We start from the raw sequence: 16,418 nt of genomic DNA on the forward strand, positions 1-16,418 counted from the left end.
GTTCACGGCCAGGAACCCGGGGCGCCCTGGACGCTCCACTCCACCCGCGTGCCGCGCTCCACCACGTCCAGCAGCCGCAGCCGCCGCCCGTCGGGGAAGGTGAGGACGTGGTCGACCCGGGGGCCGCCCACCATCTGCTGCACCCGGTCCAGCGGCCGGTTGTGGTGCAGCACCCGGTAGCCCTCGTCGGTGCGCAGGAAGGTCGTGGTGACCGAGCCGATGCGCTCGGGGCCGGCGGGCAGGTTCGCGCCGAAGGTGTCGAAGCGCATCTCGGCCATGGCCAGGCGGCCCGGCGGCGCGACGGCGAACACCTCCTCCACCGGCCGCTTGCTCACCGAGTGGGTGTGGCGCAGCACCACGTGCTCGCCCACCGCCACGGGGTGGGCGTGGACCACCCGGCCCGCGTCCATGTCGGTCACCACGAAGCGCAGCCGGCGGCCGGGCGCGGCGGCGCCGGGGGCCGCCGCCACCGCGGCGGCGACAGCGGCCCCCGCGAGCGCGCGCAGGACGCGGCGGCGCCCGGGACCCCGCCCGCGCGCCGCCGCCTGGGCGCCGGCCGCGCCGTACGCCTTACTCGCCGAGGACGCCCTCTTCCTCGTAGTAGCGCTCCGCGCCGGGGTGGAGCTGGACCGGGCCCTGGCTCTCCACGGCGGTGTCGAGCTGGATCTGGTTGCCGACGTCGTGCCCGATGTCGCCGGCACCCTCGTACAGCTCCTTGACCAGGTTGTAGGCCGTCTCCTCGTCGAGGTCGGCGGTGGTGTAGAGCGCGGCCCAGTTGGTGACGGTCTCGGCGGCCTCGGTCTGGCCGTTGTAGGTGTCGGCCTCGATCGTCATGGCGCTGTAGCTGGGGTTGTCCTCCATGAGCTGGTCCAGGCCGTCGCCGGTGATGTCGACCAGCCGGATGTCGGTCTGGGTGGCAACCTGCTCGATGGAGCCGGCCGGCAGCGCCAGGATGGCGAAGGCGGCGTCGGTCTGGCCGTCGCCGAGCTTGGTGGCGGCCTCCTCGAAGGTGCTGTCGAACGCCTCGATGTCGTCCAGGCTCATGCCGTAGGCGTCGAGGATCTGCTCGGCGGCGACGGCGGTGCCGCTGCCGGGCGGGCCGATGTCGACGCGCTTGCCCTCCAGGTCCTCGATGGTCTCGATTCCGGAGTCGGCGGTGGTGACGATCTGCAGCACCTCGGGGTAGACATTGCCGAGGAAACGCACGTTGTCGGGGTTGGACAGCGGGTCGTCGGCGAATTCCGCGCCGCCTTCGACGGCGCTGGCGGCGACGCCGTTGATGGCCATCACCAATTCGTTCTCGCCCTGGTCCAGAAGCCGCATGTTCTCCACCGAGGCGCCGCTGGCCTGGGTGCTGACGTTGACGCCCTCGATGTTCTGCGACCAGATCTCGGCGATTTCGCCGCCCAGCGGGTAGTAGGTGCCCCCGGTGCTGCCCGTGGCCATGCTCAGCTCGCCTCCGGCGCCCGCGTCGCCGACACCGCAGCCGCCGAGCGCGATCACACCCGCCGCCGCTGCCGCCGAAACGGCGGTAAGTCGCCTGCTCGTGGGTCTGGTCCTCATTGCGCGTCCTTTCCGCAAGGGCGCCGCGCCGGGGGTTGCCCGGCGAGGCCCACTGAAGTGCCTAAGGCGGATTCCGGCCCGGAACATTGGCTGGACTATAGACAGCGTGTCGGTACTGCGGCGCTCCGCGCGCATTACAAGTAGGGAACGAATAAGCCGTGGTCGCGATGTGCCACACAACGCCTACTTTCGGCGCTATTGCGGTCGTGGGGGGCCGGAAGAGCGCTCCGGCGCTACTGCGCGCAGCCGCACATACCACTAAGGTCGACATGTCGTTCCATAAGCCCACAGAGTGCAAAGTTTCCTCATGACCGACCGCGTGACGGCCCCCTACGGCGCCTGGCCATCGCCGATCGCTGCCAGCGACGTCTCCCGAGGTGAGCGGCTGCTGGGCTCCCCCAGCGTCATCGGCGCGCACACCTGGTGGGAGGAGTCCCGACCCGAGGAGGGCGGGCGCACCACCGTCATGCACCGGGGCGCCGACGGCACCGTCGCCGAACTCCTCGCCGCCCCCTGGGACGCCCACACCCGCGTCCACGAGTACGGCGGGCGGTCCTACCTGCCCGTGCCCCGGCGCGACGACAAGGCCATCACCCGCTACGGGGTCGTCTTCAGCAACCTCGACGACCAGCGGCTCTACCTCCTGGAGCCCGGGGCGGCCGCCCCCCGGCCCATCAGCCCCGAGCCGCACGCCCCCGCCGCGCTGCGCTACGCCGACTTCGCGCTCAGCCCCGACGGCAAGCGGGTGATCTGCGTGCGCGAAAGCCACCCCGAGCCCGCCGCCGGAGGCGCGGCGGCCCGGCCCCGGCGCGCCATCGTGTCGCTGCCGCTGTCGGGGCGCGCCGCCGAGGACCCCGGCGCCGTCACCGAACTCGTCTCCGGCGCCGACTTCTACGCCTGGCCCACGCCCTCCCCCGACGGGCGGCACCTGGTGTGGGTGTCGTGGAACCACCCGCGCATGCCCTGGGACGGCACCGAACTGCGGGTCGGCACGCTCGCCGACGGCGCCGTCAGCAACGTCTACACGCTCAAGGGCGGCATCAACGAGTCGGTGCTGGCGCCCGTCTGGCGCGACGACAGCACCGTCTCGTTCGTGTCGGACTGGCCGGGCTGGTGGAACCTCTACGAGATCGGGCTCACCGGGCCGGCCATCGCGCTCTACCCGGCCGAGGAGGAGTTCGCCCACGGGTTCACCCGCCTGGGCGACCGGCCCTACACCCGCCTCGCCGACGGCCGCCTGGTCGCCCTGTCGGGCCACGCCGACCTCACCCCCGGCGTCTACGACCCCGCCACCGCCGAACTCACCCCGCTGGACACCGGCCGCGAGGGCCTGACCAGCTGGCTGACGCTGGAGAGCGACGGCGACACCGTGGTGGGACTGGCCGGCGGGCCGCGCACGCCGCTGAGCCTGGTGCGGCTCGACCCCCGCACCGGGCGCACCGAGGTGCTGCGCCGAGCCGCCGAAAACCTGCCCGACCCCGGCTACCTGCCCGAGCCGCGCGCCATCACCGTCAGCGGGCGCTACGGCGCGGCCGTGCACGCCACCGTGTACCCGCCCACCCACCCCGGCGTCGAGGGCGAGGGCCCCGCGCCGTACGTGGTGTGGGCGCACGGCGGCCCGGTCGGCAAGGCCCTGGGGCTGCTCGACCTCGCCAAGGCGTTCTACACCAGCCGCGGGATCGGGATCCTCGACGTCAACTACGGCGGGTCGGTCGGATTCGGCCGCACCTACCGCGAACGGCTGCACGGCCAGTGGGGCGTGGTGGACGTCGAGGACGTCACCGCGGCCGCGCGGGCCCTGGTGGAGCAGGGCGCCGCCGACCCCGAGCGGCTGGCCGTGCGCGGCAACAGCGCCGGCGGCCTGACCACCCTGCTGGCGCTCACCGGCGACACCTTCGCCTGCGGCACCTCGGCCTGGGGCGTGACCGACCTGCTGCGGCTGGCGGGGGAGACCCACGACTTCGAGTCGCGCTACCTCGACGGCCTGGTCGGGCCGCTGCCGGGGTACGCGGCCACCTACCGCGAGCGCTCGCCCATCGACCGCGCCGACGAACTGGTCCGGCCGGTGCTGCTCCTGCAGGGATCGGCCGACCCGGTGGTGCCCGCCAACCAGGCCCACGCGCTGGCGGCGAGCCTGTCCGAGCGGGGCATCCGGCACGCGCTCATCGAGTTCGAGGGCGAGGGCCACGGCCTGCGCGCCGCCGACAACCGGCGCAGGGCACTGGAGGCGGAACTGGCCTTCTACGGGGAGGTCTTCGGCTTCACCCCCGAGGGGGCGGCGCCGATCGCGCTGAGCACCGACTACGCCCCGGTGCGGGTGGGCGCGGCGAGCTCGGCCGGCGGCGCGGCCGGCGCGGAGGCCGCCCACGCCCCCGAGGGGGAAACCGACCTGGACCTGGTGGCCGAGCCGCTGCCGCCGCTCGACGCGCACGAGCCCCGTGCGGACGCGCAGAGGGCGGAGACACCGGGGCGGGGGCTGCCGGCGGGGCAGGAGCACGGCGAGGGGTGACCGGCGCGCGAGAGCGCAGGGCCCGCCGGCGGCGGGCGGACACGGAGGCGGTGGTTCATCCCGGTGCGTGGGGATATGGACCTCGCGATCTTGGCGGGCTATCGTGAGCCGGTCTCCCCCACCCCCGCCCTCCCCCCGCAGTGGAAAGCGGTGCCATGACGGAAAAACGCGACCCGGAAGCCGCCAGGCGGAGAAGCGAGAACATCCGCCACGGCGCCCAGCGAGGGGCTCTGGCCGCGGGTGCGGCCGCGGTCGCCCTCGGCGCGGGCGTCGCCCTCAACGACGGATCGGACCTTCCGCCGCCCAAGTCCGAACTTCGCGTCGCCTACGCTTAGGCGGCGCAATCGGCCCGGGACGTCAGCGGCTCGCTCCGGGAGTTCATCGACACGCTCCCCGCCGACCGGCAGACCTCGTTCTGGGTGCGGAGGAACGCGGCACAGGCCCCCGGCCGCCACGAAGGCCAGGACCCCGGCCTCAACAACAGCAGGATCAACAGCACCGGGTAACTCCGCCACCGAACTCTTCTACATCAGGTCGGGACGCCTCGGCGAACGCGCGGTCGAGATCAACCGCGCGCTCACCACCGCGGAACTGGACGTGCAGGCCTACACCAAGGGCGCGTACAAGGCGAAGGGCGGCGACCACGTCACCCCAAGAACCCGGACGACGCCACCCTGGAACGGTTCGGCGCCTTCCTCCACGACTCCGCCGACCGCGTGAAGGCGCCCATGGGCGCGGCCAAGGACTTCCCCGCGACGGACGCCGCCCGCCCGGCCGGCCGGGCCGCGCTGGAGAGGTTGCAGGCCGCGGCGAACCTGTTCCCCACCAGGGAGCACATCGACGCCGGCGTCGTCTGGGACACCCGGAACAACCTGCCGGCCGTCAAGACCGCGGACACCAACCGCGCCCTGGGCCCGCGGCTGTCCCCCACCCTGGCCGCCGCGAAGTCCGCGCAGCGGACACCGCACTCGGCCGACACCCGAGCGGCCACGGCACCCCGGACCGCGACCACCAGGGCCGTCGGCGGCGCGGCCGCGCTCTAGTCCCCCGCCCCGGGGCGCCGCGCGGCGCCCCGGGGATACGGCTCCCGCTCGCACCGCGCCCTTCCGCCGCCGGCGAGCACACCGGCGAACCCGCGCCCGCCGGACCCGCGCCCGTCCCCTGACGTGCCCGGCGGTGTCAGTGCAGGCCGCGGCGCCTCCCGCGCCGCTCCGGGAGGCGGGCGGCGGCCGGCGCACCGCGCCCGCTCGCCCGAGCCCGCCGGCCCCGCCGCACCTCGTCCAGGCCGACGCCGCGGTCCCGGCCGGCCTCGGCGGCCGCGGCGCCGTCTCCCCCGCCCAGGGCGGTAGTGATCGCGTGGCGCAGCCGGCTCATCTCCGCCACGTCCGCACGGATCCGGCTGGTGCCCCGGGACATCGCCATGTGGGTGTCGTGCTCGCGCCGGAACGCCGCCTGCCTGCCACCCATCACCACCGCTTCGCGGCCTCGCTCAGCGGCGGGAACTCGATGTCGAACGCCATTGCGGCCCCCTTCTCGTCGCAGCCGGGCCGCGCGGCGGTGCCGGGGGACCGCGCCGCCACCCGAGGAGGATCATGGCGCCTGCGCGCCGAGGAGGCAAGGGCGGCGGCGCCCCGCGCTGCCCCGGACGGCGGCGTCAGGACCCCCGAACCGCGCACCTGCGAGCAGGCGGGGGCCGGGCGCGGTGAGAGCGGGAGGGCCTTCCGCGCCGCCGCGCGGCAGGGCGCGTGTCGCCAGAGCGGCCCTAGAGCGCCCGGCCGTTCGCCGGGCCGGGGCGCGGCGCCGGGGTGCGCCGAGCCGGGGCGGTGCGGCCCTGGCGCGCGGCGGTGAGGCGGCCCGGAGTCAGCGGCGCGCCGGCCGCCTTGGTGGCGGCCTGCTGCTCCGCCTCGCGCTGGGCCGCGCCGATCTCCGCCGTGGACGGAAACGCACGCGCGGCCCGCCGCAGCTCGTCCGCCGACGCGTCGGCCGCCGCCTCGCGAGGCGTGCCCCGGTGGGCGGCCGACAGCCGGCCGGCCGACCGGTCCATCCGGTCGACCCCCTCCCGGGCGGCGCGCAGGAAGTCGCCCACGTCCTTGGGGGTCAGCCGGTTGACGTCGTCGGGCAGGGTCTGCCCGCGCTCGGCCGCCGTGAAGCCCGCGCCGGCTCCCGCGAGCGCCGCCTCCGTCTTCCGCAGGCCCTTGTCGATGTCGGCGAGGCTCTCCCCGAGCCGCCCGTAGCGCCGGTAGGCGGCATCCACCAGAGGAGTCGTTCAGGTGGGTGGCACCCGGGGTGGTGCGCCCGCTGAGACCCGTGAGCCGATGGGCGGCGGCGACGTCCAGGTTCCGCACGGCGGTCTGCGCGCGAAACGCGGTGTCGGCGAGCGCGCCCTGGGACCACTTCGCGGGTTCGGGGGCCGATTCGAGTTTGACGGCACCGGTCACGACCGATCCCACCGCCACCGCGCCGATGCCGACCTTCTCCCAGGTCTTCAGACCGCTCGGCTTCTTCGCCGCCATGCACCGCTCCTTTGCGGACAACAGTCGTCACCCACCTGCCCGTGGGCGGCCCCCACCGTAGCGGGGACCGGCGCGCCGGCACCAGGGGACCGCCGCGGGGCGGGTGGGGCGGCGCCGCCGGACCCGCCCACCGCGCGGTGCCGCCGCCGCGCGGCCCAGGACCAGAGCCGGGGCGAAGGCCGCGGAGCCGAGCGTGCGCGTGTCCGCGCGCTCGCCGAAGGCCCCGGCGCACCGAGGGCCGTTCAGGCGGCGGGGCCGCGCGAAGCAGCGCGGGTGCGCCGGGCGCGGACCCGACCGCGCGGGCGCGGTGGCCTATCCGGCCTCGGGGTCGGGCAGGTCGAGTTCGTCGCCCTCGGCTTCCATCTCCTCGCGGACCACGCGGTAGGCCAGGCCCGACGAGTAGCCCTTGCGCGCCAGCATGCCCAGGGTGCGCCGCGCGCGAGCGGCGGGATCGTGGCCCCGCGTGGAGGCGAGCTTGCGGCGCACCAGTCGGCGGGCGGTCTCCTCCTCCTGGTCGGGGCTGAGGTCGTCCACGGCCTCGCGGACGGTCTCCTCGGCCACGCCGCGCTGCCGCAGCTCGGCCGCGAGCGCGCGGCGGCCCAGCCCGCGCCCGGCGTGGCGGGAGTCGACCCAGGCGTCGGCGAAGGCGGCGTCGTCGATGATGCCGACTTCGCTGAAGCGGCTGAGCACGGACTCCGCGACGTCGTCGTCGATCCCCCGGCGCCGCAGCGCCTGGGCGAGCTGGGCCCGCGTGCGGGGAGCCGAGGTCAGCAGGCGCAGGCAGATGCCGCGCGCCTTGGCCTCGGGGTCCTCCTCCGCCGCGGGCCCCCCGCCCGCCCAGGTGCCGGAGCCGGCCGCGAGGGGGTCGTCGCCTCCGCGCGGATCAGGCATCCGTGCTCGGAGCGGCCTTGGTGCGCGCGGTCCGCTTGGCGGGCGCGGCGGCGGAGTCGGCCGCCGACGCCGCGGTGTCCTTGGCACCCGTGTCCTTGGCCGCCTCGGCCTTGGAGTCGGCAGGCGGCGCCCCGGCGGAGTCGTCGCCGGAGGCCCCGGGCACGCCCAGCTTCTCCTTGATCTTCTTCTCGATCTCGTTGGCCATGTCGACGTTCTCGCGCAGGAAGTTCCGCGCGTTCTCCTTGCCCTGGCCCAACTGGGTGCCCTCGTAGGTGTACCAGGCACCGGACTTGCGCACGACGCCCTGCTCCACCCCGAGGTCGATCAGCCCGCCCTCGCGCGAGACGCCGACCCCGTAGAGGATGTCGAACTCCGCCTGCTTGAACGGCGGCGCGACCTTGTTCTTCACGACCTTGACCCGGGTCCGGTTGCCGACCGCGTCGGTACCGTCCTTCAACGTCTCGATCCGCCGGACGTCCAGCCGCACCGAGGCGTAGAACTTCAGCGCCCGGCCACCTGTGGTGGTTTCGGGGCTGTTGTGGACCATGACACCGTCCACGAAGTAGTTGTGGCTGCCTTCGACCTCGATGTCGAACCGGCGCATGCTGCGGGTGACCGGCTTGTCGTGGATGTCGAGGATGGGCGCCGCGACGAGCTTCTCCTGCGGCTCGGCGAACTCGGGCTCGACGGCGCACCGACCGCGGAAGCGAGGCAGCAACTTGTAGTCCATCGACTCGTGGACGTAGGGCGCGACGATCTCCTGGAAGCGCGCCGAGGCCGCCGTGGTGAAGCGGATGAACGCCTTGCGGGCGGATCCGCGCAGGGCCAGGCTGACGTCGAGGCCGTGGGTGTCGCGCAGGTACTCGACCAGCCGCTGGCGGGAGCCGGGGCTCATCGCCTCGACGCAGATCTCGATGCGGCCGCTGCCGCCCTCGGTCCGGGCCTGCACTCCCTTGGAGCGCAGGGTGAAGGAGCCGTCGTCCATGTACCAGACGGCCAGGGCCAGCGGGGTCAGCGACTTCAGGAACTCCCAGGTGAAGTGCTTCTTGCCGTCGCCGAAGTAGACGACCTCGCGGAGTTCGCTCAACTCCGGGAGCGGCGTGAAGTCGGCGAAGACGGCGCCCTTGGCGTTGGTGGTGCGGGAGTGCCCGATGTTGGCCAGGAGGGAGGTCTTCCACTCGAGGTAGGGCTCCTGCGCGGCGCCGTGCCCCATACGGAAGCGCACTCCGGTGCGTCCCCGGCGGTTGGGCGAGAGGTTGCCGTCGCCCATGATGGATCCGAAGACGATCTGGCGCTGCTGCTCGCTCAGGCGGTGGGTCTCGGTGGTCAGCACGCGGTCGCCCACCATGAGCTCGCCCGCCTCGCGCCATCCGCCGGGCGTGCGCACCAGGTGGTTGGGTGTGGCGGCGAACTGCGCCCGGCCGTTCTTTCCGGACTTGGCGACGGTGAACTGCAGGAAGAGGTCGGCGTTGCCGTTGTCGAACCAGTTGACGATCCTGCGCGGCACGATCTTGTCGAGGTCGGGGTCGTAGGACATGACCTCGACGTCCATGCGCTGGTTGACGATCTTTCCGATTTTCTCCTGCGTTCCGTCGGCCAGGGTGACCCGGGTGCCGTAGGACATGCACCCGAACATGACGCCGACCTTTTCCCGCAACTGGTTGATGAAAATCGCGGTGGTACCGGTCTGGTGCAGCGCACCGGCGATCTTGCGGAGGGCCTGGGACATCAGGCGGGCCTGGAGGCCGACGTGGCTGTCGCCCATCTCGCCCTCGATCTCGGCGCGCGGCACGAGGGCTGCCACGGAGTCGACCACCAGGATGGAGACCGCGCCGGAGCGGATCAGCATGTCGGCGATCTCCAGCGCCTGCTCGCCGGTGTCGGGCTGGGAAAGCAGGAGTTCGTCGGTGTCGACGCCGATTTTCTTCGCGTATTCCGGGTCGAGCGCGTGCTCGGCGTCAATGAACGCGGCGATTCCGCCAAGGCGCTGGGCATTGGCCACCGCGTGCAATGCCACGGTGGTTTTACCGCTCGATTCCGGTCCGTAAATCTCTACAATTCGCCCACGCGGAATTCCGCCGATTCCCAATGCGATATCCAGGGAAATCGCCCCGGTGGGGATGGACTCGATCGGGGGGCGGTTGTCATCGCCTAGGCGCATGACGGAGCCCTTGCCGAACTGGCGCTCGATCTGCGCGAGCGCGGTTTCGAGAGCCTTCTCTCGGTCAGCAGCAGCCACGGGGAACCCCTGTTGGGTCGACGTCTTCTTCTTCATGTTGAGAGCGACGCTACGCGGTCGTGAGGACAATCCTCGACCGGGTCCGCGCTCCTGTGGACAACCGCCGCGGCCGGTGCGCGGCTGCGGAGGTCGTGGTCGCTCGCGGACGCCCGACCAGCGGGGCGTCGTGGTCCGCCGGAGGCCGATGAGACACATCACCGGCCCCGGATTCACCACCAGCCTACCCGAACCTCTGTTCGATCGCGTGTTTTCCCCACCTTCGCGGGCGGGTCGGGGGCGGGGCGGACGGTGGCCGGGGAGCGGATGTCGCCGCAGATCAGGCCGGTGGTACGGCGGAACCGGCGGATACCCGGCGGAACGGCGCGATCGGGTGCGGCGGGTGCGGGCGGCGGCCCGCCCGCGCGGGGCGGCGCGGGTCCGCCCGCCCTTCTCGGACGCACCGGCGGCGGGCGGCGGCGCGCTGGGGCGGGTGTCAGCGCGCGGCCGCCGGAAGGTCGAAGGTGTCGCACACGGCGCGCCAGACCTCCTTGGCGCTGACGCCGTCGGCCAGCGCCTGCTGGACCGTCCGCGACCCCAGGCCCTCGATGACGTGGTCGCGCGCGAGGCTGTCGGCGTAGGGCTCGCCGAACTGCTCGTACATGCGCTGCCAGAATTGCGAGATTCTCATCCCCACCAGTATCGACGCCCGCGCAAGCGCTCGCGCCGTACCCGCCGCGCCGCCCCGCGCGGCCCCGCCGCGCCGCCTTCCCGGCCCCTCCCCCGCCTCCCGGCCTCCCCGTGCCGGCGGCCCCTCCCCGGCCTCCCGGCTCCGCGCCCGCCCTCTCCCGCCCGCCCCATCCCGGCCTCCGCCGCGCGCGGCACCGGTTCACCGGTTTCGTCGGTGCCGCGTTGCAGACTGGGCCCATGGTGTCGACTCCCCAACCCCGCGGCCGCGGCGGCGCGGCCGGCGGCGACCCGCCGGCCCGGTTCTCCCCCGCCACGCGCGCCTGGTTCCGCGCCGCGTTCCCCGCCGGGGCCACGCCGGCGCAGGCCGGGGCCTGGGAGGCCATCGCCAAGGGCGACAACACCCTGGTGGTGGCGCCCACGGGTTCGGGCAAGACCCTGTCGGCGTTCCTGTGGGCGCTGGACCGCCTGGCGGCCGAGCCGGTGCCCGACGACCGCGCGCTGCGCTGCCGGGTGCTCTACGTCTCGCCGCTCAAGGCGCTGGCCGCCGACATCGAGCGCAACCTGCGGGCGCCGCTCTCGGGCATCCGCCGCGCCGCCGAGCAGGCCGGCGCCCCCGTTCCCGCGCTGACGGTGGGCGTGCGCACCGGCGACACCCCCGCGAACGAGCGCCGCGCCCTGGCCACGGCGCCGCCGGACATCCTCATCACCACCCCCGAGTCCCTGTTCCTGGTCCTCACCTCCCAGGCCCGCGCCGGGCTGCGCGGGGTGCGCACCGTCATCGTCGACGAGGTCCACGCGCTGGCGGGCACCAAGCGCGGCGCGCACCTGGCGCTCAGCCTGGAGCGGCTGGACGCCCTGCTGGAGCGCCCCGCGCAGCGCATCGGCCTGTCGGCCACGGTGCGCCCGCACGACGAGGTCGCGCGGTTCCTCGGCGGCCCCCGGCCGGCCACGGTGGTGGCGCCGCCGAGCGCCCCGTCGATCGACGTCCGCATCGCCGTCCCGGTCGAGGACATGACCGAACTGGAGGCGTCGGTGGCGCCCGCGCGCGCCGACGACCGCGCCGCCAAGGCCCGCACCTCCATCTGGCCGCACGTCGAGGAGAAGGTCCTCGACCTGGTCGAGGCGCACCGCTCCTCCATCGTGTTCTGCAACTCCCGGCGGGTGGCCGAGCGGCTGTGCGCCCGGCTGAACGAGCTGGCGGCGGAGCGGCGCGCCCTCGACCGCGGGGACCGCCCCGACACCGGCGGCGCGGCCGGCGGCCCGCCCGGCGCGCCTTCCCTCGCGCCGGGCGGGCCGCCGGTGCCGCGCCTGTCCCCGGCCGAGGTGATGGCCGAGGCCGGGCAGACCTACGGGGTCGAGGCGGGTGTGGTGGCGCGGGCCCACCACGGCTCGGTGTCCAAGAGCGAGCGCGCGCGCATCGAGGACGACCTCAAGTCCGGCCGGCTGCCGTGCGTGGTGGCCACCTCCAGCCTGGAGTTGGGCATCGACATGGGCGCGGTCGACCTGGTGGTGCAGGTGGAGTCGCCGCCGTCGGTGGCCAGCGGCCTGCAGCGGGTGGGCCGCGCCGGGCACCAGGTGGGCGAGGTCTCGCGCGGGGTGCTGTTCCCGAAGTTCCGCGGCGACCTGCTGACCTCGGCGGTGGTGGTGGAGCGCATGCGTGCGGGCGCCATCGAGGCGCTGCGGATGCCGCTGAACCCGCTGGACGTCCTGGCCCAGCAGGTGGTGGCCATGGCCGCGATGGACGAGTGGCGGGTGGCCGACCTCGCCGCCCTGGTGCGGCGGGCCGCGCCGTTCGCCACCCTGCCCGACTCCGCGCTGTCGGGCGTGCTGGACATGCTGTCGGGCCGCTACCCCTCCGACGAGTTCGCGGAGCTGCGGCCGCGCCTGGTGTGGGACCGCGACGCCGGCGGCGCGGGCTCGGGCGGCACGGTGTCGGGCCGCCCGGGGGCGCAGCGGCTGGCGGTGACCAGCGGCGGCACCATCCCCGACCGCGGCACCTACGCGGTGCACCTGGCGGGCGGCGGGGCGGGCGCCCCCACGCGGGTGGGCGAACTCGACGAGGAGATGGTCTACGGGTCCCGGGTGGGCGACGTCTTCGTGCTGGGCGCCAGCGCCTGGCGCATCGAGAACATCACGGCCGACCGCGTGCTGGTGTCCCCCGCGCCGGGGCGTCCGGGCCGGCTGCCGTTCTGGAAGGCCGACGCGCTGGGCCGCCCGGCGGAGCTGGGCCGGGCCATCGGGGCGCTGGCCCGCGAGCTGGGCGGCATGGACACTCCCGACGCGCTGAGGCGCGCCGCCGCGGCCGGCCTGGACGACTGGGCGGCGGCCAACCTGGTGGGGTACCTGGCCGAGCAGGAGGAGTCCACCGGCCGGGTGCCCGACGAACGCACCATCGTGGTGGAGCGGTTCCGCGACGAGCTGGGCGACTGGCGGGCGGTGGTGCACTCCCCGCTGGGCGCGCGGGTGCACGCGCCGTGGGCGCTGGTGATCGGCGCGCGGCTGCGGGAGCGCTACGGCCTGGACGCCCAGGTGGTGCACGGCGACGACGGCATCGTCGTGCGGCTGCCCGATGTCGAGGACTCCCCTGATGCTGGCGGCGACACCGGGGCGGCGGGTGGCGGGCGCCGGCCGCGCGCGGCGGGGGCCGGGGGCCTGGCGGAGTCGCTGGTCGTGGCGCCTGATGATGTCGAGGACGCGGTCACCGCCGAGCTGGGCGGTTCGGCGCTGTTCGCGGCGCGGTTCCGGGAGTGCGCCGCGCGGGCGCTGCTGCTGCCGCGCCGCCGCCCGGGGCGGCGGATGCCGCTGTGGCAGCAGCGGCAGCGCTCGGCGCAGCTGCTGTCGGTGGCGGGGCGCTTCGGGTCGTTCCCGATCGTGCTGGAGGCGGTGCGCGAGTGCCTGCGCGACGTGTTCGACGTGGGCGGGCTGGCCGAGCTGATGGCCGACATCCGGGCGCGGCGGGTGCGGGTGGTCGAGGTCGAGACCCCGCGCGCCTCGCCGTTCGCCCAGTCGCTGCTGATGGGCTACACGGCGGCGTTCCTGTACGAGGGCGACGCCCCGCTGGCGGAGCTGCGCGCCCAGGCGCTGACCCTGGACTCCGGCCTGCTGGCGGAGCTGCTGGGCCAGGCCGACCTGCGCGAACTGCTCGACTCCGCGGTGGTGGCCGAGTACGACTCCTGGCTGCAGCGGCTGGCGCCCGAGCGCCGGGTGGACCCCGCATCGGGCCGCGAGGGCGCCGCCGACCTGCTGCGGGAGCTGGGGCCGCTGTCCACGCGCGAGGCCGGTGAGCGCGGGGTGGCGCCCGAGGCGCTGGCGGAGCTGGCGGCGGCGCGGCGCGCGATCGAGGTCCGTGTGGCGGGCGAGGTCCGGTGGGCGGCGGTCGAGGACGCCGCGCGGCTGCGCGACGGCGCGGGCGTGGAGCTGCCGGACTGGCTGGCGGCGGCCGGGCGCGGTGGCGCGGGTGCGGGTTGGGAGGGCGGCGGCGACCCGGGTGTGCCCGGCGGCGCGGCTTTCGCGGGCGCGGCCGAGGTGTTCGCGGCGCCGGTGGCCGACCCGCTGGGCGACCTGGTGTCGCGCTACGCGCGCACGCACGGGCCGTTCCGCGCCGACGACGCGGCCGCCCGGCTGGGGGTGGAGCGCGGGCGCGTGGTCGAGGCGCTGCGCCGGCTGGCCGGCACCGGGCGGGTCGTGGAGGGCGAGTTCCGTCCCGGCGGGCGGGGCACCGAGTGGTGCGACGCCGACGTCCTGCGGGCGCTCCGGCGGCGCTCGGTGGCGCGGCTGCGCCGTGAGGTCGAACCGGTGCCGCAGCGGGCCCTGGGGCGGTTCGTGCCGGCGTGGCAGCACGTGGCTGCGCTGGGGGCGGGCCCCGCGCCGCGGGGCGGCGGGCGGCGGCTGCGCGGCCCCGACGCGGTGTACTCGGCGGTGGAGTCGCTGCGGGGCGCGCCGGTGCCCGCCTCGGCGCTGGAGTCGCTGGTGCTGCCGGCGCGGGTCGAGGGCTACTCCCCGCCGCTGCTGGACGAGCTGACCCACGCCGGCGAGGTCCTGTGGGCGGGGGCGGGCCCGATGTCCGGCAACGACGGCTGGGTGTGCCTGGTCACCGCCGACGAGGCGGCGGCCCTGCTGCCCGAGCCCGCCGACGACGATGCCGCCGGCTCCTCCGCCGCTCCGGCGCGCGCGGCGGTGCTGGCGGCGCTGCGCGAGGGCGGCGCGCTGTTCTTCCGCGACATCGCCGACCGGGTGGCGCGGGCCGAGGGCGCGGCGGCGGTCTCCGATGCCGCGATCGTGGCGGCGCTGTGGGACCTGGTGTGGTCGGGCCGGGTGGGCAACGACTCGGTGGCACCGCTGCGGGCACTGCTGGGCGCGGGCGGCACCGCGCACCGCAGCCGGTCGCGGCGCCCGGTCATGCCCACGCGCACGGGGCCGCCCACGGCGGCGGGCCGGTGGTGGCTGCTGCCGGAGCGCGAACCCGACCCCACCCGCCGCCTGGCTGCGGGCACGGCGGCACTGCTGGACCGCTACGGGGTGGTCACGCGGGGGGCGGTGGTGGCCGAGCAGGTGCGGCGGGGCGACCGCCGCCGCGCGGGCGGCGCGGGCGGGTTCAGCGCGGTCTACCCGGTGCTGCGCGGGTTCGAGGAGGCGGGCCGGGCGCGGCGCGGCTACTTCGTGGACGGCCTGGGCGCGGCGCAGTTCGCGCTGCCCGGGGCGGTCGACCGGCTGCGGGGCATGGCCGAGGGCGCGGGTGAGCCGCCGCTGGTGCTGGCGGCCGCCGACCCGGCGAACGTCTACGGCGCGGCGCTGCCGTGGCCGCCGGCGTCCGACACGTCGGGCCGCCCGGGCCGCAAGGCGGGCGCCCTGGTGGTGCTGGACGACGGCGCGCTGACCCTGTACCTGGAGCGCGGCGGCCGCTCGGCGCTGACCTTCGGGTCGCCGCAGCACGCCCTGAACCGCGCGGCACGGGCCCTGGCCGACACGGTCCAGGCGGGCGGCGTCGAATCCCTGACCGTCGAACGCGCCGACGGCGCCCCGGTGTTCGGCACCCCCCTCGACACCGCCCTGTCCGAGGCGGGCTTCCACGCCACCCCCAAGGGCCTCCGCCTACGCCGTTGAACTAGGGAGGCGGGTGGCCGCGACCACAGGTCCAACCTCCCTCGGGCACACCTTCAGAGGCCCGAGGATGCCGAAGAGGGCGGAGCCGCTACCGCCCTCCCGCCGAATGGAGTACACGGAGTCGAAAACGCCGCTCCCGCACGGCAACACCCCAGGTGAAGAAGGGTGCTCCCCGCGCACGCGGGGATGGGGGTGAGTGGCGCAGGCTGTCGGCGGCGAAAGCAACCGGGTGGCGTCTACTCGACTGCGCCCTGCCCTTATGCGTGGGCGCGCTCGCTTCTCGATCGGCTCGCCCCTTAGCCCGCGTCCGGCCCGCAGTGCCCTCGGACCGCCTCCCGGAGCCCGCCTACGGCGGGGCCGGGCGGGATGCCGGGGGTTTGGGAGTGGGGTCGTCGCCTTCGGGGGCGGTCTTTTCTGACGGCGCTTCTGGCGGTGCTTCAGGCGGCGTTTCGGGGAGCTGCGGGTAGGCGGCGCGGCGGCAGGTGGGGCAGGTGCGGGTGGCGATGGGTGTGGCGGTGCCGCAGTAGACGCAGTGGCACGTCTCGGCGGACCCCTCGTCTGATGTGGCCTCCTCCACCGGAACCCACTCCACGCGGATCTCCGACCGGGAGTTGAACTTGCGCGGCAGGGGCTTGGCGCAGCGCCAGCAGTCGGCGAGGAAGCCCCGGTCGGCGTTGACCATCGCCTGGCAGTTGGGGCAGTAGGCGAACCACAGCAGCGCGTGGCCGTCGTCGCCGGCGGGTACGGCGACGCGGGGCCCGTGCACCGCTCTGCCCCGCTCGACGTTGTCCATGGCGCCGAAGCGTACCGAAGATCCGGTCCGCGCCGCAGATGAACCCCGTTGTGTCCCCCTGGGAAATCCGATCGCGTCCACCGCCTGGGCGACGGCATCATGGCGGGTGTCCGTCCGCCGCGCCGACTCTCTGGGACCGCC

At 75.3% G+C, this 16,418-nt stretch carries 11 protein-coding genes and 2 pseudogenes; 3 read left to right on the top strand and 10 right to left on the bottom strand.

Annotated features, from left to right (window positions below; translation table 11 throughout):
- Positions 1 to 2: 2 nt before the first annotated feature.
- Both HNR12_RS08555 and HNR12_RS08560 read right to left on the bottom strand, forming a co-directional pair.
- The gene (locus tag HNR12_RS08555; RefSeq protein ID WP_308251235.1) at positions 3 to 470 is read right to left on the bottom strand and encodes a DUF1850 domain-containing protein; all 468 of its coding nucleotides are present in this window, start codon (positions 468 to 470) and stop codon (positions 3 to 5) included.
- Positions 471 to 570: 100 nt separating this feature from the next.
- Positions 571 to 1,563, bottom strand: coding sequence for a TAXI family TRAP transporter solute-binding subunit (locus HNR12_RS08560; RefSeq protein ID WP_179766976.1), 993 nt, complete (start codon positions 1,561 to 1,563; stop codon positions 571 to 573).
- Between the two features lie 307 nt (positions 1,564 to 1,870).
- Here HNR12_RS08560 and HNR12_RS08565 point away from each other — a divergent pair, with 307 nt between their 5' ends.
- Both HNR12_RS08565 and HNR12_RS08570 read left to right on the top strand, forming a co-directional pair.
- Positions 1,871 to 4,072, top strand: a complete 2,202-nt coding sequence (locus HNR12_RS08565) for a S9 family peptidase (RefSeq protein ID WP_179766977.1) — start codon at positions 1,871 to 1,873, stop codon at positions 4,070 to 4,072.
- Positions 4,073 to 4,800: 728 nt separating this feature from the next.
- Positions 4,801 to 5,115 carry a hypothetical protein gene (locus HNR12_RS08570; RefSeq protein WP_179766978.1) on the top strand — a complete coding sequence of 105 codons (315 nt, stop codon included), beginning with the start codon at positions 4,801 to 4,803 and terminating at the stop codon, positions 5,113 to 5,115.
- A 136-nt stretch (positions 5,116 to 5,251) separates the two neighbouring features.
- Here HNR12_RS08570 and HNR12_RS08575 read toward each other — a convergent pair whose 3' ends face one another.
- The 7 genes and pseudogenes from HNR12_RS08575 to HNR12_RS08595 form a co-directional block, all read right to left on the bottom strand.
- Positions 5,252 to 5,539, bottom strand: a complete 288-nt coding sequence (locus HNR12_RS08575; protein ID WP_179766979.1) for a hypothetical protein — start codon at positions 5,537 to 5,539, stop codon at positions 5,252 to 5,254.
- A 295-nt stretch (positions 5,540 to 5,834) separates the two neighbouring features.
- Positions 5,835 to 6,326, bottom strand: coding sequence for a hypothetical protein (locus HNR12_RS08580; RefSeq protein WP_179766980.1), 492 nt, complete (start codon positions 6,324 to 6,326; stop codon positions 5,835 to 5,837).
- Between the two features lie 571 nt (positions 6,327 to 6,897).
- A complete protein-coding gene (gene recX, locus HNR12_RS08585; RefSeq protein WP_179766981.1) occupies positions 6,898 to 7,476 on the bottom strand; it encodes a recombination regulator RecX in 579 nt (192 codons plus the stop codon).
- A complete protein-coding gene (locus tag HNR12_RS29115; protein WP_274614023.1) occupies positions 7,469 to 8,080 on the bottom strand; it encodes a hypothetical protein in 612 nt (203 codons plus the stop codon). Before HNR12_RS29115 ends, recX begins: the two co-directional genes overlap by 8 nt.
- Before the next feature lie 171 nt (positions 8,081 to 8,251).
- Positions 8,252 to 9,112 (bottom strand): annotated as a pseudogene (locus tag HNR12_RS29490) (intein-containing recombinase RecA); the annotation flags it as partial.
- Positions 9,104 to 9,715 (bottom strand): annotated as a pseudogene (recA, locus tag HNR12_RS29495) (recombinase RecA); the annotation flags it as partial. The pseudogenes HNR12_RS29490 and recA, both read right to left, overlap by 9 nt.
- 472 nt (positions 9,716 to 10,187) lie before the next feature.
- The gene (locus HNR12_RS08595; RefSeq protein WP_179766983.1) at positions 10,188 to 10,382 is read right to left on the bottom strand and encodes a DUF3046 domain-containing protein; all 195 of its coding nucleotides are present in this window, start codon (positions 10,380 to 10,382) and stop codon (positions 10,188 to 10,190) included.
- A 236-nt stretch (positions 10,383 to 10,618) separates the two neighbouring features.
- Between HNR12_RS08595 and HNR12_RS08600 the strand changes: the two genes are divergently transcribed.
- Positions 10,619 to 15,484 (top strand): DEAD/DEAH box helicase, encoded by a 4,866-nt coding sequence (locus HNR12_RS08600; protein WP_179766984.1) that lies wholly within the window; start codon positions 10,619 to 10,621, stop codon positions 15,482 to 15,484.
- A 346-nt stretch (positions 15,485 to 15,830) separates the two neighbouring features.
- On the opposite strand, the gene HNR12_RS08605 is transcribed toward HNR12_RS08600, so the two are convergent.
- Positions 15,831 to 16,277: a hypothetical protein gene (locus HNR12_RS08605; RefSeq protein WP_179766985.1), complete on the bottom strand. Its 447-nt coding sequence runs from the start codon at positions 16,275 to 16,277 to the stop codon at positions 15,831 to 15,833.
- Between the last annotated feature and the right edge of the window lie 141 nt (positions 16,278 to 16,418).

The sequence above is a fragment of the Streptomonospora nanhaiensis genome (assembly GCF_013410565.1).
GTDB classification, from domain to species: domain Bacteria; phylum Actinomycetota; class Actinomycetes; order Streptosporangiales; family Streptosporangiaceae; genus Streptomonospora; species Streptomonospora nanhaiensis.